The following is an 18502-nucleotide window of genomic DNA, read 5'->3' on the forward strand; positions in this document are numbered from 1 at the left end:
AAGGCGCTTCCCGCGTCTTGCTGACGGACCATCCCGCGGCGCCGCCGTTATCGGCGGCGCCGCTTCCCAGGAGAATGACGATGTTCCAACTCGTGCGGTGGGGGCGTCTTGCGTTCGCCCCAAGACTTACGCTTTCGGTCCTGGCGTTTTCGGTCTTGGCATTGTCGGCACCGGCGTCGCCGGCTCTTGCCGCAGGCAAGACCATCACCGCCGTGATGCATTCGGATCTGCGCATCCTCGATCCGATCTTCACCAGCGCCTACATCTCGCGCGACCATGGCTACATGGTCTACGACACGCTCATCGCCACGGATTCGAGCTTCAAGATCCAGCCGCAGATGGCGGACTGGAAAATCTCCGACGACAAGCTGACCTACACCTTCACGCTCCGCGATGGGCTGAAGTGGCACGACGGTGCACCGGTCACCGCGGAGGATTGCGTCGCCTCGCTGAAGCGCTGGGCGCAAGTCGACGGGATGGGACAGCAGATGATGCTGTTCACCGCGAGCATCGAGGCGACGGACGCCAAGACCATCACGCTGAGGCTGAAGGAGCCGTACGCGCTCGTGCTGGAGTCGATCGGCAAGCCGTCCTCGCGGGTCGCTTTCATGATGCCGAAGCGTCTGGCCGAGACGCCGGTGGAAAAGCAGATCCCCGAACAGATCGGCTCCGGCCCCTTCAAGTTCGTGCAGGGTGAATTCCAGCCGGGCGTGAAGTCGGTCTACGTCAAGAACACCGACTACGTGCCGCGCAAGGAGCCGGCGAGCTGGACCGCCGGCGGCAAGGTGGTGAAGGTCGACCGCGTCGAATGGATCACGATGCCGGACTCGCAGACGGCGCTGAACGCGCTGCAGTCGGGCGACATCGATTTCATGGAATACCCCGCCATCGACATGTTGCCCGCCATCGAAGCCGACAAGGATCTCAAGATCGAGATTCTGAACAAGTTCGGCTTCCAGACGGGCGCGCGGATGAACTTCCTTCATCCGCCCTTCGACAACGTCAAGGTCCGCCGCGCGGCATTCCTGGCGATCAAGCAGAAGGACGTGCTCGATGCGCTGATCGGCAATTCCAAGTACTACAAGACCTGCGCCGCCGCCTTCATCTGCGACACGCCGTTCGCGACCGAGGTTGGTGGCGAGACCCTGGCGAAGGGCGGCGACGTCGCTGCGGCCAGGAAGGCGCTCGCCGAGTCCGGTTATGACGGGGCGCCCGTCGTGCTGATGGCGCCGGGCGACGTGCTGTTGCTGAAGGCCCAGCCGATCGTGGTGGCCCAGCAGTTGCGCGAGGTCGGCTTCAATATCGACCTGCAGGCGACCGACTGGCAGACGGTGGTGAGCCGGCGCGCTAGCCAGAAGCCGCCGAAGGAGGGCGGCTGGAATATGTTCATCACCAACTGGGTCAGCGCCGACGTCGACAACCCGATCTCCAACGTCGCCGTCGGTGGGCAGGGCAAGAAGGGCGGCTGGTTCGGCTGGGCGGAGGACGCCAAGATCGAGCAGCTCAAGGACGGCTTCGTTCGTGCCGCCTCGCTGGACGAGCGCAAGAAGATCGCGGCCGAGATCCAGAAGGAAGCCTACGACCAGGTGCTCTACATGCCGCTCGGCCAGTATCAGGCGCCCAGCGCCTGGCGCAAGTCGCTGACCGGTGTGATCGACGGTCCGGCCACGCCGGTGTTCTGGAATATCGACAAGACCGAGTAAGGCGAGGGCGCATCCCGCGCCTTGCATCTCGACCCATCGCGCGGCGCCGCTGTCATCAGCGGCGCCGTTTTGCGTTGGTTGAGAAGGCGCGCCGCTTTTAACCCTTCTAGTTTCCAATCATTGCTATTTGTTTCTATCCTGAAATAAATGTGCCGTCTTCGCGCATCACTTTCCTTTCCTCATTTGCTTCCCGTGCCGCTCGATTTTGCATTCCAGGCGATGGCCGCACGGTCTGATCGCACGCCCGCGCGCTGGCGCCGGCCCTTCCTGCGGTGGCTCGACGGCGTCGAGGCGGGCTGGGCAGTGCCGCTTCTCATCGCGTGCTTCGTTGCGGTCTGGACGGTCTATCTCGCCGTCGCCTATGCCGGCGGCGGGCTGCATCCCGATACGCTCGAAGCCTGGACGCTGGGGCGGAATTTCGCCTTCGGCTATCACAAGCATCCGCCGCTGATGGGATGGGTTGCGGCGGCGTGGACCTCGGTATTTCCGCTCAGCGACTGGTCGCTGCAATTGATGGCGATGGCCAATGCCGGGCTCGCGCTGTTCTTCGTCGATCTGATCTCGCGGCAGTTCGTGACCGGGCACAAGCGTGTCCTGGTGCTGCTGCTGTTGATGCTGACGCCGGCCTATCAATTCCACGCCCAGCGCTTCAACGCCAACGCGGTGCTGCTTGCGGCCTGGCCGCTGGCGACCTGGTGTTTCCTGCGCGCGTTCGAGACCCGCACGGTGGTGTGGGCCGTCGCCGTGGGATTCACCACAGCGCTGGCGATGGTCGGCAAATATTACTCGATCTTCCTCGTCGCGAGCTTCGCCTTTGCCGCGCTGGCGCATCCGGGGCGGCGCGCCTATTTCTTCTCGGCCTCGCCCTGGATCTCGGCCGTCGTCGGGCTCGCGGTGCTGTCGCCGCATGTCTGGTGGCTCGTGACGACGGGTGCGTCGACCTTCACCTATGCGCTGGCCCACGCCCACGGCAATCTCGTGAGCTCGCTCGGTGAGGTCAGGAACTTCCTGCTGGGGCTGGCGGCGGCGATGAGCGTGTCGGCCGTGTTCTGGGCCTTGATATCAGGCACGCGGCTGAAGCAGTTTCCGGCGGACTTTGCCGCGATGAGCCCGGGCCTGCGGCTTCTCTTCTACGTCGCGATCGGAACCATCGCGCTGCCGGTGCTGACGTCGCTCGCGATGGGTACGGATTTGCCGTCGCTGTGGGCGTTGCAGGGGCTGTTCCTGTTCACCGTTCTCGTGGTCTGCGGCACGCGCTATCCGATCGAGCGCTTCTACACCGTCAATGTCACGGTGATCGCGGCCGGCATCGCGCTCGCCGCGGTTCTGGTCGCAGCTCCGATCCATGCCGTCTATCGCAACGACCACGGCTATGAAGAAGGACGCAATGTCTACGCGCCCGCGGCGAACGAGCTGACGCGCGCATGGCGCGAACTGACCGGCACGCCGCTGAGCGCCGTCAGCGGCGACGATGCGCTGGCGTTTGCGACGGCGTTCTACAGCCCCGACCATCCGCGTTATGCGCGGCCGTTCGCATATCAGTACAATTGGGGCTTGCCGCGCAGGACGACGCTGAGCCGCGGCTGGGCCGCGCTGTGTTTCCGAGACCAGGACGATTGCATCAGCTGGATGGAGTCGGTGTCGTCGCGCGCCGACCATTTCGTCAAGCGCGAGCTCACCGCGCAGGCGACGCTGTGGGGCAAGCCGGGCCTGACGCGGGAGGTGGTGGTGCTGATGGTGCCGCCGCAAGGAAAAAGCGCGGCACCGGAGAGCGCGGCCGAGGATTTCAGCGCAAGCAAGCGGACTACGGAATAGGGCTCGCGCTCAGCAATGGCTGTCGCGCAGGCGTTCGAGGCCTTCGCTGGCGAACGGTGCGGTGAAGGCGGCCTGCTCCGCATTCGGCTCGGAGCGTTTTGATTCCGCCGGCTCCGAGGCGTGATGGTCTTCGCGGAGTTCCAGTTCCATGGCAGCGCCTTTCGAATTGCTGCAGGACAACATCGAGCGCGCCGCGAAGTTCCTCACGCGATGGGGCGGTGATGCGGCCTGAACAGCCGTCCCTTCTCCACCACCAGCACGATCGCGAGCGCTGCCAGCGTCGACAGGAAGAAGCCGATCGAGAACGGCAGCAGCGTGCCGTCGAAACTCTGGCCGATCGCCATGCCGACCACGATGCCGATCAGCGTCGTGATCGAGCCGTAGAGCGAGGAGGCGGTGCCGGCGATGTGGCCCTGCGGCTCCATGGCGAGCGCCGTGAAGTTCGCGACCATCATGCCGAACGAGAACATCATCAGCGCGGAGAGCACCATGAACAGGGCGAGCGGCAGCACGCCGAGGATCTCGGTCAGCAGCATCACGCCCGCCACGACGGTATAGAGCGTCAGCGCGCCATGCGAGATGACGCGCATGCCGAGCCGTCCGACCAGCTGGGAGTTGAGGAAACCTGCCACGGCCGTGCCGGCCGCGATTGCGGCGAAGGCGACCGGAAAATAGTGTCCGAGATGATAGACGCCGGTGAAGACCTGCTGGGCGCAGAACACGTAGGCAAACAGCGCGCCGATGACGCTACCCGCGGCGGTCGCATAGCCGATGGTCTGGCGATTGGTCACGGTCTGGCGGAACGCCGAGAGCACGTCGGCGGGCGCCAGCGACCGGCGTTCCGACTCCGGAAGCGTTTCCGGCAGCCGCAGCACGCACCAGGCCAGCGCGAGCAGGCCGTAGAGCATCAGCACGACGAAGATGCCGCGCCACGCCGTTACCAGCAGCACGGCCTGTCCGAAGGAGGGGGCGATCACGGGGACGGCGATGAACACCATCATCGCGAGCGACATCACGCTCGCCATGCGGCGGCCGACATAGCAGTCGCGCACGATCGAGGTCGCGATCACGCGCGTCGCCGAGGTGCCGAGCCCTTGCAGCGCACGCGCCAGCAGCAGCGTCTCGAACGAGGGCGCGGCGACCGCCAGCACGCTCGCCACCGCATAGACCGCCATGCCGCCGAGCAGCACCGGGCGGCGGCCGAAGCGGTCCGACAGCGGGCCCATCACGAACTGTCCGGCGCCGAAGCCAATCAGGAAGGTCGACAGCACCAGCTGCAGATGATTGGCGACGGGAATCTGGAAGGCCGCGCCGATGTTGGGCAGCGCCGGCAGCATCATGTCCATCGCAAGCGGATTGAGCGCCATGATGGACGCGATCACGATGACAAATTCGGGAAAACCCATGGGCCGGTGTCCCGAGGACACCCAACCGTCGGCATTGACGTCGGACAAGAAGCACCTCTGAAATTCAGGGCACTTTATCTCCCGTCCATGCTGCGTTGCACAACCCTTGTTTCGGGATGGCTGTCAGGCAAGGCGGCGGCGGACACGAGTTGGTGAGGTAGCCCGTCACCCCGGGGCGTTAAAGGCGGCCTAATCGCGGCCCGTCTTCTGCGCGGCCTCGACCAGGCCGCGCGCCAATTGCCCCGCGGTCTCGACATAGGCGAGATCGCGGTGGATCAGCATCACTGTGGTGGCGCCGTCGAGCAGGATCAGGATCTGGCGCGCCAGCCCCGCCGCATCGCGCACCCCATGCGCGTGCAATTCGGTCGCAAGCCACGCCTCGAAGCGCTTCTTGTGGGCCGCGCCGGCCTTGACCGCCGGATGTGCCGGCGTGTTCGCGAGCTCGGCGATGGTGCGGAGAAATCCGCAGCCGCGCCAGCGCGGCGTGTTCACGGAATGGCCGAGCCTGGTGAAGAGACCGCGGACCTTGTCGGCCGCGCTGCCGTCGGTCTCGGCGAACCAGCGCATGTAGAGCTCCAGCGTCGGCTGATCCCTCGCCGCAATGGTCTCGGCGACGAGTTCGTCCTTGCTGGTGAAATGATAGTAGAGCGTCTTCTTGGTGACGCCGGCCTTCTCGGCGACGGCATCCATGCTCACCGCCCTGATCCCCTCGCCATAGAACAGGCGCGTCGCCGCAACGACGATCTGCTCGCGCGTGCCGTCACCCTGTCTCGGCATCGTTCCAATGTATACTGCCTAGTGAGTATACACGGCAAGCCCGCTGTGGCTGACTTCCTGATCTGTTCGACCTGGAAGGAGCCTTCACTTGCCCGATCTCGTCCTCTCGGAAACGCGCGGCACTGTTGCGCTATTGACGTTCAATCGCCCGAACAAGCTCAATGCACTGAACTACGCCCTCATCGACCGCCTGATGGCGCTCCTCGACCGGATCGAGGACGATGCCGGCATCCGCGCCGTCGTGCTGACCGGTGCCGGCGAGCGGGCCTTCTCGGCCGGCGCCGACATCGCCGAGTTCTCTGAGAGCGTGAGGGGCGGGCCCGATGCCGCGGTAAAGGCCTTCGTCCGGCGCGGCCAGACGATGACGGCGCGTCTCGAGGCGTTTCCCAAGCCCGTCATTGCCGCCGTCAACGGCATCGCCTTCGGCGGCGGCTGCGAGATCACGGAAGCCGTGCATCTTGCCGTCGCGAGCGAGCGCGCAAGCTTCGCCAAGCCCGAGATCGCCATCGGCATCACGCCGACCTTCGGCGGCACCCAGCGCCTGCCGCGGCTCGCGGGCCGCAAGCGGGCGCTGGAGTACCTCCTGACCGGCGATTCCTTTTCACCACAGCGAGCCCTGGAGATGGGATTGGTCAACCGCGTCGTGCCGCATGATCAGCTCCTGGATGCCGCCTTCGCGCTGGCGGGTCGCATCAACAGGCATTCGCAACTCGCGGTCGCCCGGGTCATCACCGCCGCCACGCGCGGCCTCAACGTCTCCATCTCCGAAGGCCTCGCCATCGAGGGCGAGCAGTTCGCGCGCATGGCGGCGACACAGGACACGCGCGAGGCGCTCGACGCCTGGCTGGCCGCCCGCGCATCGCGGTAACGGGAGCCGGTTCCGCCGCCGCGGCGCGGGCCGGCAACCAATCATTCACCATAAGGCCTTGCCCGCCGCACCAGGGAGATGAATCCGCAACCCATCCTGCCCATTGTGGGCCTGACGGGGCGCCGCGCAGAGCGCCCCGTGGAACCCGTAAAGACAGGTATTTCGCACGTGTCCGACGCGACCGGCATAGCACGATGGCTCGGCCCTTCGGTCGACACGACCGCGCGTCGGAACACCTGGCTTGCCTGCCTGATCGCGCTGACCGCGCTGCTGGTGCTCGGCAATCTCGTCAGCGATGCCACGCTTCCGCTGAACTACGGCTGGGACGTTCGCGTCAATTGCGCCGCGGTCGATGCCCATGATGCCGGGCTCGATCCGTACTTCGTCAAAAATCTGAAGGGCACCAGGTTCTCCTATCCCTATCTGCCCGTTACGCTCGACGCGTTTCGCCCGTTATGCGCGGGCAATTTTCTCGTCGGTCATTACAGGGGCGTCTATCTCATCCTCGCCGTGCTCTGCGCGCTGATCCTGCCCGGTCTCGGCCGCGCGCGAACCAGCCCGCGCGACGTCGCGCTGAGGGTGCTGTGCGCGCTCGGCGCGTTCGTCGGCTTCGAATGGGTGCTGGCGTCGGGGAATTTCGCGATGCTGGCCGGCGTGCTGACCGCGGTTGCGTTGAGGCTCCTGCTGCGCCCGTCGGCATCCGGTGCTTGGGACCGCGGCTTCCCGCTTCGCCTCGGCGGAGCCGCGCTGCTTGGCCTCGTGACCTCGTTCAAGCTGGTGTTCTGTCCCGTGCTCGCCGCGCTCTATTTCCTGCCGCTGCCGCGCGGCCGCAAGCTGGCGCTGATCGCGGTGGCCGCGCTCGGCTTCGCATTGCCGATCCTGATATCGAAGCTGTTCTACGCCGATCTGTTCGCGAGCTGGCTGCTGGCGATTGCAGGGCAGATCCCGGATCAGCATGCCGTCGATCTCGTGGAAACCAATCCGTCGCTGCTGCTGCTCGCGCACAGCCTGCTGGAGCAGGCCGGGCTCGGCGACAGCAAGCCGCTGATGCTCGTGGTTTATGCGCTCGCGGCCCTTGCGCTCGTGCTCGTGCCGTTCGCACTGTCCGTCCTGCGCGCGGCCCTCGGCGGACCCGCCCGGGCCGGGGGATCGCTCCTGGCGCGGCTCGATCGCTGGCTGATCGACCATCCCCATGCGGCCTCGCGCATCACCGTGCTCGCGATGTTTGCGCTCTACGTAACCTCGCCGCGCCTCAAGGAATATGCCTTCTTCGAGCTCGCGGTCTATGCCGCAGTCCTCATCGCCGATCTTCCGGCCGTGGCACTCGCCGCCATGCTCGGCGCCGGCGTGCTCGCCCCCGGCCTGATCTCGATGACGGGACACACGGTCGAAGGCAGCTTTACCCTCCTCATCGTCGCACTCGCATGCTTCTGGATCCTGCTGCTCGATTTCCGCGCCGAGCCGATGCGGCTCGAGCCGGAGGACTCGCGTCCATGACGAGCCTCGTCTCGTCCGCAGACGCTGGCTCTGCGGCTGCAAGCGCCCCGGGTAGCCGCTGGCAGACCTGGCTGATCCTGGTCGCAGCAATGCTCGTCGTGATGTCCGTCTCTATCGACTTCGCCGCGGAAGACAGCTTCGGTTGGGACGTGCGGGTGAATTGCCTGGCCGTGGACGCGCACGCGGCGGGGGTCGATCCCTATTTCGTCAGGAACCTGAAGGACACCAAGCTTTCCTATCCCTATCTACCTGTTACGCTCGATGCCTTCCGGCCGCTCTGCGCCGGCGGTTATCTCGTCGCCCATTACAAGGCGATCTATCTGGTTCTCGCGCTGATCTGCGCGCTGCTGCTGCCGGCGCTCGGTACGGCGCGCCGCGGCTGGCGCGACACCGTGCTGCGGGCCGCGATTGTGCTCGGCGGCTTCCTCGGCTTCGACTGGGTCGTTGCGACCGGCAATTTCGAGATCCTGGGCGGGCTGCTGACGGCCGCCGCGCTCGCATTGTTGCTGCGTCCCGCGCAGTCCGCGGAGCGGGGCGATGCGAGCCTGGCACCTCAGCTCGCCGGCGCCGCCGTGCTCGGCCTCGTCACCGCGTTCAAGCTGGTGTTCCTGCCGATTCTCGCCGCGCTCTATTTCCTGCCGCATCCGAGACGCCGCAAGCTTCTCCTGATCGCGGTGGCGGCGGCTGCGTTTGCGCTTCCGATCGCGATTTCGCTGGCGTTCTATCCGGATCTGTTCCGGAGCTGGATCAGCGCGATCACCGGCCAAATTCCCGGACAGCATTCGCCCGCGAGCGAGGTCAATCAGTCGCTGCTCCTGCTGGCGTCGTCGCTTGCCGGCTCCATTGGCCTTGCCGGCAGCAAGCCGATCGTCATCGGCCTCTACGCGCTCATCGCGGTGACGCTGGTGCTCGCGCCGTTCGCGGTGTCCGTGTGGCGCATGTTCAGGCGGCAGGCCGGGACAGGCAAGACCGCGCTGCTCTCAGCATTCGACGACTGGCTGGTGCATCATCCTGCCGCCGCGATGCGTATCACCGTGCTCGCGATGTACGCGCTCTATCTCTGCACGCCCCGGCCAAAGGAATACACCTTCTTCCAGGTGGCGCTCTATGCCGCCGTTCTTATCGCCGATCTGCCTGCGGCACTGATGGTCGCCGCGCTCGCGGTTGCGGTCTTCATCCCGATCCTGGCGTCAGCGTCGGTCACCGCCTTCATGGGCGGGTACGGCCAGCTCACGCTCGCGCTGATTTGTTTCTGGATCCTGCTTCCGCGCGCGCCGCAGCGCGCGTGATCTCATTTCGGCGCAGCAGCCTGCGGCGCGATGTAGAGGCTCATATAGGCGCCGGTATAGTCTTCTTTCCAGCCCCTGCGGCCGACGAGAAACTGCCGGAGCTGTTCGTGGCCGCGGACCCAGAGCACCGCATCGATTTTGTATTTGCCGATCACCGTGTCCCAGGCGGTCTCGTCGATGTCCCAGCGCACCAGCTTGAGATAGTCGCGGAGCAGCTCGTCCGGATAGGCGGTCGCGGCCCGGCCGTCCACGAACATCGGCACCTTGCCGTGGGTGCGGAAGATCAGGAGCCCGCCGGAATTCCAGTGGTTCAGCACGCGCGAATGCGTGGAATGCGCGAGCAGGTAGGCAGCATCCTCGTCCGAGAGCATCTCCGGCAGCGCCAGCGCCGGCCTCACCTGCAGGAAGCTCAGCGGCAGCACGACCATTCCGGCGATCCCGGCCGCGAGCATCGCGCGGCTTATGTCGAGCCTCGATAGACGCTCGGGCAGCAGGCGGTCGACGTGAAGCGCCATCGGGACCGCCGAGAAGATGAAGAAGAACGCGATGTACCGGAACTGGTAGAGGCCAAGCGCCAGGAACAGCCATGCCAGCAGGCGCGGCTCCACCGGAATGGGCTTCGAGTTGCGGTAGCGCAGCTCGAGCGCGATGAAGGTCAGCGCGTAGGCGATGCCGGGAATGCTTCCGGGCAGCTCCATGTTGTGGAAGTAGGGCCGCCATTCGCCGATATTGGCCTGGATGAAGTGGCCGAGCGTCGCCATCACGCCATCGTAGATGTGCCATCCCAGCGGATTGACGAAGATCGCGGCGAAGCAGCCGATGCCCGCGAAGCAATAATTCCTGAAGTTCGTCCAGTCCCGCCGCAGCAGGGCCACGCCGGCGAAGACCCCGATGATCGGAAAGGCGAGCATGAAGCCGCCATGCAGATTGACCCACAGCACCATCATCGGCGGCAGCAGGAACCATCTGCGCCGCTGCAGGCATTCGCCGTAGAAGATCACCGCGAACAGCATGGTCGCGATGTTCGGCGATGCCGCAAGATACGTGTTGGGCGCCGCCTCGTAGCAGGGATAGAGCAGGCACGCGGCGAACACGGTGATGCAGACCGAAGCGGCCGATGCGCCGCTGCGCAGGCAGCAATGCGTGATGTATCCGACGATGATCGCGCCGCAGGCGACGACGAGCAGGACAATTCCGGCAAGCCCTGCGTGCTGATACAGCACGCTCGCGATCACGTCCCACAGCCAGGACAGATTGTACCACCGCTTGTCAGCGAGCGTGAACGCCCACGGATCCTGAAATGGAATCCCGCCGCGCTCCCTGATCAGGTCTCCCGCGGCGATGTGCCAGCCGAGGTCGTAATGGCTGAGCTGGACCGGCCCGTTCGAGATGTAGAACACCGACAGGAACGCGATCAGGACGAGGTAGATCTCGTAGCCGTGCAGATGGCCGCCGAACGCCGTGGGCGCCCCGCCAATCCCGGACCGGGACCAATTCTCGCGCGCGTCCATGAGAGCTCTCACCATCGAAGCCGGCGCTGCAGGCTTTCGCGTTTCCCCTGACGTCCGCGGCAACGGGCGGCAGCCATCGTCCGGTTTAGGGGAGGACGATCTAAGGGCGGGTAAAGGCGGGTTGTACTATGCAGGTTCCGCGACGCGACGCCGCCGTTGGTAAACGAGTGGTTGCGCGCGGTTGCCGTCTCAGCCACGCCCGGAAATGACGTCGTCTCCCCGTCAGCTCAGTTGGTGCGGGCAGCCGGGGTCGAACCGGCACAGCGCTTGCGCACCGAGGGATTTTAAGTCCCTTGCGTCTACCAATTCCGCCATGCCCGCTTGATCCAACGAGATCAAACACTTAAGTCCCTTGCCGGCCGTCTGGAATTGGCGCCTTGCCGGTCCGGTGGGTGGTTCTTCCTTAAGCGAGCCGGGCGCACAAGGCAAAGCCTCAATCCGGACACCTGTTGCTGCTTTAGGCATTCTCAATCCACGGGGACTATCTCTCGGGCATGGCTGCTTCGTTTTCCTCTTCGCTGCATTCCTGCGGCGTGCTTCTCGTGCTGCTCGCAGGCAGCGCTGCCCTGGGCGGCTGCGCCGGCATCAGCGAGACCGTCGCTCCGGCCTTTGCCGATCCCGCCCGGTACGAATTGTACGATTGCAAGCAGCTCGAGGCCGAGCGCAAGGCGCTGGCCAACCGGACCGGCGATCTGCAGAGACTGATGGACAAGGCGCAGACCGGGGCCGGCGGCGCCGTGGTGTCCGAGCTCGCCTATCGCAACGACTACGTCGCGGTGCGCGGGCAGGCTCAGCTCGCCGACGACGCCTGGCGCCGCAACAGGTGTCGGGAGACGCCGCCCGACGCAAAGCCCGAGCCCTCGACGCCGCAGCGGCCGGTGATCCAGCCCGCCCCGACGCGACCCGGCAGCACCGCGCGCTGAGCCGGCACGGCCGCAGCCTCAGGGCCGCCAGCCGTAGATCCAGTCCTGACGCGCCAGCATGCGGTCGCGGCCGAGCGCGCGGATGGCAAGGTCGCGCGCCATCGCGAGCGGCCCGCCGAGATGATAGATGCGGCCCTGCTGCCGCGCGGTCCGTTGCACCCGCCGCACGCGGCCCTCGCGCATCCCGCCATATTGCTTCAGCGCCGCCGTGATGCCCGCGGTGCTCTCGGCCGCCTCGCGGCTCAGGCATTGCGCGAGCACGGCGGCATCCTCGATCGCCATGCCCGCGCCTTGCGCCGCGAACGGCAGCATCGCATGCACGGCATCGCCGAGCAGGGCGACAGGGCCCTTGCTCCAGGGACAGCCGTCGGGCACGCCGAACAGCGCCCATTTCCGCCAGCTGTCGACCGCTGTGAGCATCATCCGCGCCGACGACGGCCAGCGCGGCGCCGCGAAGGCGTCCATCACCTCGAGCGGATCGCCGGGCGTGCTCCAGCCGGGCCTGTTCCAGGTGCCCGGCAGCACCGCGACCACGTTGATCTGGCGTCCGCCCGCGATCGGATAGGCGACGAGATGCGCGTTCGGGCCCATCCAGAGCTGCACCCGCCGCGCGGTGTAGTCCTTCGGCAGCTGCGTGGCATCGAGCGTGCCGCGCCAGGCGATCAGCCCGGAGAAGCGCGGCTGCACCTCGGGAAACAGATGCTGGCGTACCGTCGACCAGATACCGTCGGCGCCGATCAGGGCACTGGCGAGATCGCTGCGGCGGATCGTGCCGCTGCGATGGACCACCGTCAGTCCCTTGGCGTGCGGCGCGACGTCCTCGAAGGTCGCACCCAGCTTCAAATCGATGTCGGGGTTTTCCGAGACCGCGCCGGCGAGCGCGGATTGCAGGTCGGCACGGTGAACCACCCAATAGGGGGCGCCGGCGCGCTGCGAGGCGGCTTCACCGAGCGGCATGCGCATCAGCTCGCCGCCGGCCCGCGCGCTCATGATCGAGACCGCCTCGGGCACGACGGCGCGCAGCTTGAGGCGCTCGGCAAGGCCGAGCTCGACCAGCACGCGGCTGGCATTGGGGGAGAGCTGCAGTCCCGCGCCGACCTCTTCGAGCCGCTCGGCCTTTTCCAGCACGACGATGCGGAAGCCGCGCGCGGCGAGCGCAAGCGCCGCCGTCAGTCCACCGATGCCGGCTCCGGCAATGACAATCGTTCGGGAGAGCGCCACCCCTGACCGATGGACGCGGTCAGGCCACCTTGTCCTTCAGGACGCATTCCGGCGGACGGGCTTCGCCCGCCTTCAGGTCGGCGGCGAAGCGGTACAGCGTCGAGCAATAGGGGCAGATGATCTCGTTGTCGTTGCCGAGGTCCAGGAAGACGTGCGGATGATCGAACGGAGGGTTGGCGCCGACGCACATGAACTCTTGCGAGCCGATCTCGATGACGGGGACACCGGCATCGTTATGGAAGTGCGGGACGACATGGTCGGACATCGTAGTTCATCCTGGAGTGGCAATGGCGGCAGACACAATCACGAACTGACGCGGCATCTTTGAGGCGCCGCGGACCATAAAGGCGGGTTCGGATGATTGCTAGTCCAGCGGAACCGAAAGGTTCGCAATTGCCCCATGCTCATTTGCTCATGCAAATTCGACACAATCTTGCGGCCAGAGAGAAGCCCTTCTTTCGTCGGGGACGTTGTGTCGCAATTTTGGCATACTATGTCTCTGGGTGCGCGCAATTGCGGCGAAAGACGAATCATCAGGCGCCAACCATCAGGACTGTCCGGGCTTTCCGCATGAAATGGCTGCGAATCGGCACAGCTTTGACCGGGATTGCCGCATGCAGCCTCCTGCTCGCACAGGTAGTGCCGCAGGCCCGTGAGGCCGGCGCGATCCTCACAGCTCAGGACGATCCGGCCGTGCTCTCCGAGCTCCGGCTCGATGCGCTGCTGCGACAGAATAACCGTCTGGTCCAGGACAATATCGAGGCCGCGCTCGTGGCCGGCGACGCCGATCTCGCCGACAGCTTCGTGGCGCTGGCGCGCGAGCGCAACATCGCGCTTCCGGACGACCTCCTCAATCGCGTCAGCGATGCCGTGAGGTCCGAGAACTCCACCTCGCATTTCGCCAAGCGGTTCGCCACCGGGCTCGTCACGGGCAATGCCGACGATGTCGCGAGCCTGTCCGGGACTGTCGCCGGCGACCTCTTCGTGATCGGCGACATCAGGGACGTCGTGCGCGAGGGCAAGAATCTCGCGATGGGCGAGGAGACCGACCGTCTGGTGCTCGGCCTTGCGACCGCGGGCCTTGCGGTCACGGCGGCAACCTACGTCTCCGTCGGTGGCGCCGCGCCGGTGCGGGCCGGCCTGACGCTGGTGAAGGATGCGCGCAAGGTCGGACGGCTCGGGGAAGGGCTCGCGGCATGGGCCGGCCGGTCCGCGCGCGAAGTGGTCGACACGCCGATGCTGCAGAACGCTGTCGCCAAGGGTTCCGTGTTCCGCCCCGGTGAAACCGTGAGCGCGATCAAGGCCGCGTTCCGCGCCGAGAAGGCGGGGGCACTGGTCCGGCTCGGCAAGGACGTCACGCGCGTCGCCGAGAAGACCGGCACGCGCGGCGCCATGGACACGCTGCGCATTGCCGAAGGCCCGAAGGACGTTGCCCGCGCCGCGCGCCTTGCGGAGGCGCAGGGCAGCAAGACGCGTGCGATCATGAAGCTGCTCGGCCGCGGTGCCCTGCTGCTGATCGGCGGCGCGTTCGATCTGGCGATGTGGCTGTTCGGCGCGGCGCTGACGCTGTTCGGCCTGTTGTCTTCGATCAAGGCGACCACCGAGCGCCTGACCCAGGCCTGGTGTGATCGCAGGCGTGCGCGGCGGCTTCGCCGTGCCAAGGTCGCAGCCGAGGCCGCCCTGGCCAATGCGGCCGCGACGGCCTGAATCGCGCGGCACTTTCGGTTATTGTTTGAGCATGATGTTGCCGGAAAACGGCTGCACAGTCTTCCGGATCGTGCTCTAAGACCCATCACTCCCCACAACCTGCGGAACTGCTGATGCCGAGCTTTCACAACGGCGCCGTTGAAATTGCCTATCTCGACGAAGGCGAGGGCGATCCGATCATCCTGGTGCACGGCTTTGCCTCGAGCAAGAACGTGAACTGGGTCTATCCGACCTGGGTCTCGGAGCTGCGCAAGAACGGCCGCCGCGTCATCGCGCTCGACAATCGCGGCCATGGCGAAAGCGCCAAGCTCTACGAGCCCGCGCAGTATTCGATTCCCACCATGGCCGGCGACGTGCTGGCGCTGATGGACCATCTCGCGATCCCGCAGGCCGACATCATGGGCTATTCCATGGGGGGACGCATGACGGCCTGGCTCGGGCTGAACGAGCCGCAGCGGCTGCGCTCGGCAATCCTCGGCGGCATCGGCATCGGCGGCCTCATCGAGGGCACCGGCCCCGGTGAGACCGTGGCGAAGGCGCTGGAGGTGCCCTCGCTCGACGACGTCACCGATCCCGTCGGGCGCACCTTTCGCGCGTTCGCCGACCAGACCCGTTCCGACCGGCGGGCGCTCGCCGCGTGCCTGCGCGGGACGCGCGATCTGATGACGAGGCAGGAGGCTGCGCGGATCGAGGTGCCGGTGCTGATCGCGGTCGGCTCGACTGACGACGTCGCGGGAAGTGCCAGCGCGCTCGGGGCCATCATCCCCGGCTCTGAAGTGCTGGACATTCCGAACCGCGACCACATGCGCGCGGTCGGCGACAAGGTCTACAAGACCGGCGTGCTGGAGTTTCTGGCACGCCGCGCCTGAGGCAGTGTTGTCCGGGGTACACGTCGGCTATGGGCCAAAAGGCGACCTTTCAAAACGCGAAGTCCACTATGTCAGCCAAATAGTGTCCAAGAACTGCAGGCCAAAGTGCCCCGGATCGGCGGTACAACGTCATCAACAAGCCACCTGTCACCATAGCCGCGCCAATATTCCCGAAACCCGTCCACCAGTGAAAGGCTCCAAACAAAAATGAGGTTGCGAGAACCAAGGCATAGCCGTCATCCAAATAGCTCTTGAGCAGATGACGCGCACAGCGGCGGAATAAGATCTCCTCACTTAAGGCGACTAGCCCAAGACCGAAAAAGATATCGACGACATGTAGCCAGCCTTGCACTTCAGGATATGTCCCGAGCACTGTCGCAGGCAGGGCTCCATTAATGGTTCGTCGGATCCAGCTGCCCCCATAGTGGTCCACGAGGACAATGCCGACAATCCAGATGGTCACTTCCCATCGCGCTATTCGAAGTGATTCAAATCGGAAGGCTATCTTCCGCGCAGCAGGTATGGCGCACAGAACGGCCAGGGCCCCGAGGCGGCCTGCGTAATCCCAGACGATCCATGCGGCCGGATCGGATTGTTGCAGTCTTACAATTTGCGACACAACCATTGGGATGAGGGCCGCCGCGAACCAGAGAGGCGTGGGTATCGGGCGAGCCATCATCACGTATCTTTAGCGCGGCTAATACATTCACCGCAATGCGGCCTAGCGAGCAGGGCACGTCCGCTTCGGGGTCGCAAGCGACGGTCGAACTGAGCGCGCGCCCCGCGGCCGTTTTCCTGGTGTCAGTCTACATCAGGCTAGTTTCAGAGTGTTTCGGCTAAGGCCCAGTGGCGGGAAGTTACCCGCTGCTCACCCTCACCAGAGCTCCATGCCATCGAACCAAACCAGAGGGAGCCGCCACTAACGACCACAGCTTGGAGGTATTCGACGTGAAGTGGCTCAAATGTTACGCGGTCGGCTTCATTGTCACGGCCTTCGCGATCACGGGAATGCAAAGCTATCGTCGGCCCGGCGCAGATCAACCTATCGCTGGCACCATCGTCATGGCAGCGGTCTGGCCGATAGCGGCCGCTATCGTGCTCGGAGGCTCGATCGGGGAAGTCGCGAGTGACGGTTGGGACGCAGAAATAACCGCCGCACGGCTCGAAAAACAAAATGCGGCTTCGCGCCAATAGCGCGCGGGAGCGGGAGCCCCGCTCAACATGACGGTGCCCGGGCGGGCTGAGTACGCGCCGGCGCGCAGTCATGCTTCAAGGAGAACCGCGACGACGCTTCATCTCCTCTCACTTCCCCTTGACGTCATCCCCAAAACGGCGCGCCAGCGCCATCAGCACCACGAAGGTCGCGACCCACACCATGCGCGCGCCGTAGCGGTCGTGCGGACCGGAGATCACGGCGCAGATGAAGGCGTTGCCGAGCAGCGCCAGCGTCACGGTTGCTGCCAGCAGCGTCAAATCGTCGAGGCGGCGGTTCGCGAGCGCACGGCCGAGCAGCGCGACCAGCGCCAGCATCGAGGCCAGCGCGATCGGCACGTGCAGCCAGTTGATGGCGGTGAAGTCGAGCTGCCAGTTCTGCTGGCGCGCGGCGCGCATCGGCGCGGCCTGCGCGGGAACGTAGCGCTCGATGATGCCGCGGGTGTGCGGGATCCAGCCATCGGTGCCTTCGCCGGTCGCCACATGCAGCAATTGCTGGCCCATCGCCCGCAGCGCCGCGCCGGCCTGCCAGGCCGGATAATCCCTCAGCGATTGCACGACGATGGTGCCCATCTCGTCGTTCAGCCCTTCGAACCGGCCGAGCGTGTTGAACATGCTCTTGCCCCACAGGAATTCGTCGGCGGTGGCCGGCAATTGGTTGCGATAGGGACAGAGCTTGAAATGCTCGCGCGGGCAGTGGTCATTGAGAAAGCGCGTGACGATGCCGTCCTGCATCATGCGGCCGAAGGCGACGCCGTAGCCGCCGGGCGTCCAGGCCCATTTCCCCGACAGCGCGTGGTTCGCCGAGACCAGCATCAGCGCGCCTGCGACGATGGTCATGCTCGCCTGCGCCAGTCCTGCGAGCGGCAGCCTGCCGCCGAGGAACGGCCGCAGCATCCAGCCGGCGGCGCAGAGGCCGAGCAGCACGCCGAGCGTGGCGCTGTGGGTCGCGGCGGCAAAGGCGGTGAACACGAACAGCGAGATCTTCTCGAGCATCGACGTCCGTGGCCCGCCGACGACCAGCAGGAACAGCGACAGGATCGACAGCCCGGCAAAGATGTCGGTGAGCAGCATGCTGGCGAGCCAGGGCAGGGCGGTCGACACGATCAGCAGCAGGCTGATCGCGACGAAGCGCGAGGTCTGCATCAGGCCGAGCACGCGCAGGGTGAGCTGCAGCAGCCAGAGCGCCGCCAGCGACTGGACCGCGAGGTTGATCCAGAAGCCGAAGCCTTCGCCATAGTGCAGATAGAGGCCGAACACCGTGGACCGGCTGGGGACGAGATAACCTTCGTACCAGCGCGCCAGATAGCCGCCGGTATCCCATTGCAACAGCGGATAGCCGTTCCAGAACGCCGGCGCGATCATCAGAAGGGGCAAGGCCACCGCCGCCAGCCGCAGCCAGAGCGAGCCTGCGGCGCGCGTGCGCAATTGTTCGGTGGTGATGCTCAAAACCGCTCCGTCCTCGTCCGGACCATGCCCGCATTAGCGGCCGGGAGAGAATTCACCAATAGTTTGACGCGCCCGGCTTGAATTCGGCGAAACTCTGACCACTTTGAAGCAACCTTGCCGCCTGGGGGCGTCAGAAGAAATCTTTGTGTTTCAAGGCGTTGGCATGCTTTCGCGGGGCAAGGCACTGTTCACTCTCAGGCAAGCCGGTCAGGACTTTGTCGCCTAGACTGTGCTATAGAGCCCGCCAAACGAGCC

General features: G+C 65.7%; 17 protein-coding genes and 1 tRNA gene. 9 read left to right on the forward strand and 9 right to left on the reverse strand.

Annotated features, from left to right (window positions below):
- Window positions 1–80 precede the first annotated feature (80 nt).
- Together A7X65_RS01255 and A7X65_RS01260 are read left to right on the forward strand one after the other, a co-directional pair.
- Window positions 81–1703, forward strand: a complete 1623-nt coding sequence (locus A7X65_RS01255) for an ABC transporter substrate-binding protein (RefSeq protein WP_063682569.1) — start codon at window positions 81–83, stop codon at window positions 1701–1703.
- Between the two features lie 219 nt (window positions 1704–1922).
- Window positions 1923–3518 (forward strand): glycosyltransferase family 39 protein, encoded by a 1596-nt coding sequence (locus tag A7X65_RS01260; protein ID WP_347336367.1) that lies wholly within the window; start codon window positions 1923–1925, stop codon window positions 3516–3518.
- A 9-nt stretch (window positions 3519–3527) separates the two neighbouring features.
- Here the strand turns inward: A7X65_RS01260 and A7X65_RS42415 are convergent, their stop codons facing one another.
- The 3 genes from A7X65_RS42415 to A7X65_RS01275 all read right to left on the reverse strand — a co-directional run bounded on the left by A7X65_RS42415 (window position 3528) and on the right by A7X65_RS01275 (window position 5701).
- Window positions 3528–3668, reverse strand: coding sequence for a hypothetical protein (locus tag A7X65_RS42415; RefSeq protein WP_167358188.1), 141 nt, complete (start codon window positions 3666–3668; stop codon window positions 3528–3530).
- A gap of 53 nt (window positions 3669–3721) precedes the next feature.
- On the reverse strand, window positions 3722–4972 hold the full coding sequence (locus A7X65_RS01270; RefSeq protein ID WP_063682572.1) for a multidrug effflux MFS transporter: 1251 nt from the start codon (window positions 4970–4972) through the stop codon (window positions 3722–3724).
- A gap of 141 nt (window positions 4973–5113) precedes the next feature.
- Entirely contained in the window at window positions 5114–5701 is a 588-nt protein-coding gene (locus A7X65_RS01275; RefSeq protein ID WP_063682573.1) for a TetR/AcrR family transcriptional regulator, read from the reverse strand.
- Window positions 5702–5789: 88 nt separating this feature from the next.
- On the opposite strand from A7X65_RS01275, the gene A7X65_RS01280 reads away from it, so the two are divergent.
- The 3 genes from A7X65_RS01280 (at window position 5790) to A7X65_RS01290 (ending at window position 9355) form a co-directional block, all read left to right on the forward strand.
- Complete coding sequence (locus tag A7X65_RS01280) at window positions 5790–6569, forward strand: crotonase/enoyl-CoA hydratase family protein (protein WP_063682574.1); 780 nt, start codon at window positions 5790–5792, stop codon at window positions 6567–6569.
- Window positions 6570–6737: 168 nt separating this feature from the next.
- The gene (locus tag A7X65_RS01285; RefSeq protein ID WP_063682575.1) at window positions 6738–8066 is read left to right on the forward strand and encodes a hypothetical protein; all 1329 of its coding nucleotides are present in this window, start codon (window positions 6738–6740) and stop codon (window positions 8064–8066) included.
- The gene (locus A7X65_RS01290) at window positions 8063–9355 is read left to right on the forward strand and encodes a glycosyltransferase 87 family protein (protein WP_063682576.1); all 1293 of its coding nucleotides are present in this window, start codon (window positions 8063–8065) and stop codon (window positions 9353–9355) included. Before A7X65_RS01285 ends, A7X65_RS01290 begins: the two co-directional genes overlap by 4 nt.
- 2 nt (window positions 9356–9357) lie before the next feature.
- Here the strand turns inward: A7X65_RS01290 and A7X65_RS01295 are convergent, their stop codons facing one another.
- Entirely contained in the window at window positions 9358–10866 is a 1509-nt protein-coding gene (locus A7X65_RS01295; protein ID WP_063682577.1) for a hypothetical protein, read from the reverse strand.
- A gap of 232 nt (window positions 10867–11098) precedes the next feature.
- A tRNA-Leu gene (locus tag A7X65_RS01300) sits at window positions 11099–11187 on the reverse strand.
- 173 nt (window positions 11188–11360) lie between these two features.
- Here A7X65_RS01300 and A7X65_RS01305 point away from each other — a divergent pair.
- A complete protein-coding gene (locus tag A7X65_RS01305; RefSeq protein WP_063682578.1) occupies window positions 11361–11789 on the forward strand; it encodes a hypothetical protein in 429 nt (142 codons plus the stop codon).
- Between the two features lie 18 nt (window positions 11790–11807).
- Here A7X65_RS01305 and A7X65_RS01310 read toward each other — a convergent pair whose 3' ends face one another.
- Both A7X65_RS01310 and A7X65_RS01315 read right to left on the reverse strand, forming a co-directional pair.
- Window positions 11808–13010, reverse strand: coding sequence for an FAD-dependent monooxygenase (locus A7X65_RS01310; RefSeq protein ID WP_063682579.1), 1203 nt, complete (start codon window positions 13008–13010; stop codon window positions 11808–11810).
- A 19-nt stretch (window positions 13011–13029) separates the two neighbouring features.
- The gene (locus A7X65_RS01315; protein WP_007602543.1) at window positions 13030–13275 is read right to left on the reverse strand and encodes a zinc-finger domain-containing protein; all 246 of its coding nucleotides are present in this window, start codon (window positions 13273–13275) and stop codon (window positions 13030–13032) included.
- Window positions 13276–13580: 305 nt separating this feature from the next.
- On the opposite strand from A7X65_RS01315, the gene A7X65_RS01320 reads away from it, so the two are divergent.
- Both A7X65_RS01320 and A7X65_RS01325 read left to right on the forward strand, forming a co-directional pair.
- Window positions 13581–14717: a hypothetical protein gene (locus A7X65_RS01320; protein WP_063682580.1), complete on the forward strand. Its 1137-nt coding sequence runs from the start codon at window positions 13581–13583 to the stop codon at window positions 14715–14717.
- Window positions 14718–14830: 113 nt separating this feature from the next.
- Window positions 14831–15586 (forward strand): alpha/beta fold hydrolase, encoded by a 756-nt coding sequence (locus tag A7X65_RS01325; protein WP_063682581.1) that lies wholly within the window; start codon window positions 14831–14833, stop codon window positions 15584–15586.
- Window positions 15587–15635: 49 nt separating this feature from the next.
- Here the strand turns inward: A7X65_RS01325 and A7X65_RS01330 are convergent, their stop codons facing one another.
- Complete coding sequence (locus A7X65_RS01330) at window positions 15636–16265, reverse strand: CPBP family intramembrane glutamic endopeptidase (protein WP_063682582.1); 630 nt, start codon at window positions 16263–16265, stop codon at window positions 15636–15638.
- A gap of 269 nt (window positions 16266–16534) precedes the next feature.
- Here A7X65_RS01330 and A7X65_RS01335 point away from each other — a divergent pair, with 269 nt between their 5' ends.
- The gene (locus A7X65_RS01335; RefSeq protein ID WP_156527583.1) at window positions 16535–16780 is read left to right on the forward strand and encodes a hypothetical protein; all 246 of its coding nucleotides are present in this window, start codon (window positions 16535–16537) and stop codon (window positions 16778–16780) included.
- 108 nt (window positions 16781–16888) lie between these two features.
- Here A7X65_RS01335 and A7X65_RS01340 read toward each other — a convergent pair whose 3' ends face one another.
- A complete protein-coding gene (locus A7X65_RS01340; RefSeq protein WP_063682584.1) occupies window positions 16889–18247 on the reverse strand; it encodes a hypothetical protein in 1359 nt (452 codons plus the stop codon).
- Window positions 18248–18502 lie beyond the last annotated feature (255 nt).

The sequence above is a fragment of the Bradyrhizobium stylosanthis genome (assembly GCF_001641335.1).
Taxonomy (GTDB): domain Bacteria; phylum Pseudomonadota; class Alphaproteobacteria; order Rhizobiales; family Xanthobacteraceae; genus Bradyrhizobium; species Bradyrhizobium stylosanthis.

What these genes read in the sequence shown, in the direction of transcription:
- A7X65_RS01255 (WP_063682569.1), top strand. Translation starts at nt 81, where the DNA reads ATGTTCCAACTCGTGCGGTGGGGGCGTCTTGCGTTCGCCCCAAGACTT.
- A7X65_RS01260 (WP_347336367.1), top strand. Translation starts at nt 1,923, where the DNA reads ATGGCCGCACGGTCTGATCGCACGCCCGCGCGCTGGCGCCGGCCCTTC.
- A7X65_RS42415 (WP_167358188.1), bottom strand. Translation starts at nt 3,668, where the DNA reads ATGGAACTGGAACTCCGCGAAGACCATCACGCCTCGGAGCCGGCGGAA.
- A7X65_RS01275 (WP_063682573.1), bottom strand. Translation starts at nt 5,701, where the DNA reads ATGCCGAGACAGGGTGACGGCACGCGCGAGCAGATCGTCGTTGCGGCG.
- A7X65_RS01290 (WP_063682576.1), top strand. Translation starts at nt 8,063, where the DNA reads ATGACGAGCCTCGTCTCGTCCGCAGACGCTGGCTCTGCGGCTGCAAGC.
- A7X65_RS01295 (WP_063682577.1), bottom strand. Translation starts at nt 10,866, where the DNA reads ATGGACGCGCGCGAGAATTGGTCCCGGTCCGGGATTGGCGGGGCGCCC.
- A7X65_RS01305 (WP_063682578.1), top strand. Translation starts at nt 11,361, where the DNA reads ATGGCTGCTTCGTTTTCCTCTTCGCTGCATTCCTGCGGCGTGCTTCTC.
- A7X65_RS01315 (WP_007602543.1), bottom strand. Translation starts at nt 13,275, where the DNA reads ATGTCCGACCATGTCGTCCCGCACTTCCATAACGATGCCGGTGTCCCC.
- A7X65_RS01320 (WP_063682580.1), top strand. Translation starts at nt 13,581, where the DNA reads ATGAAATGGCTGCGAATCGGCACAGCTTTGACCGGGATTGCCGCATGC.
- A7X65_RS01325 (WP_063682581.1), top strand. Translation starts at nt 14,831, where the DNA reads ATGCCGAGCTTTCACAACGGCGCCGTTGAAATTGCCTATCTCGACGAA.
- A7X65_RS01330 (WP_063682582.1), bottom strand. Translation starts at nt 16,265, where the DNA reads ATGATGGCTCGCCCGATACCCACGCCTCTCTGGTTCGCGGCGGCCCTC.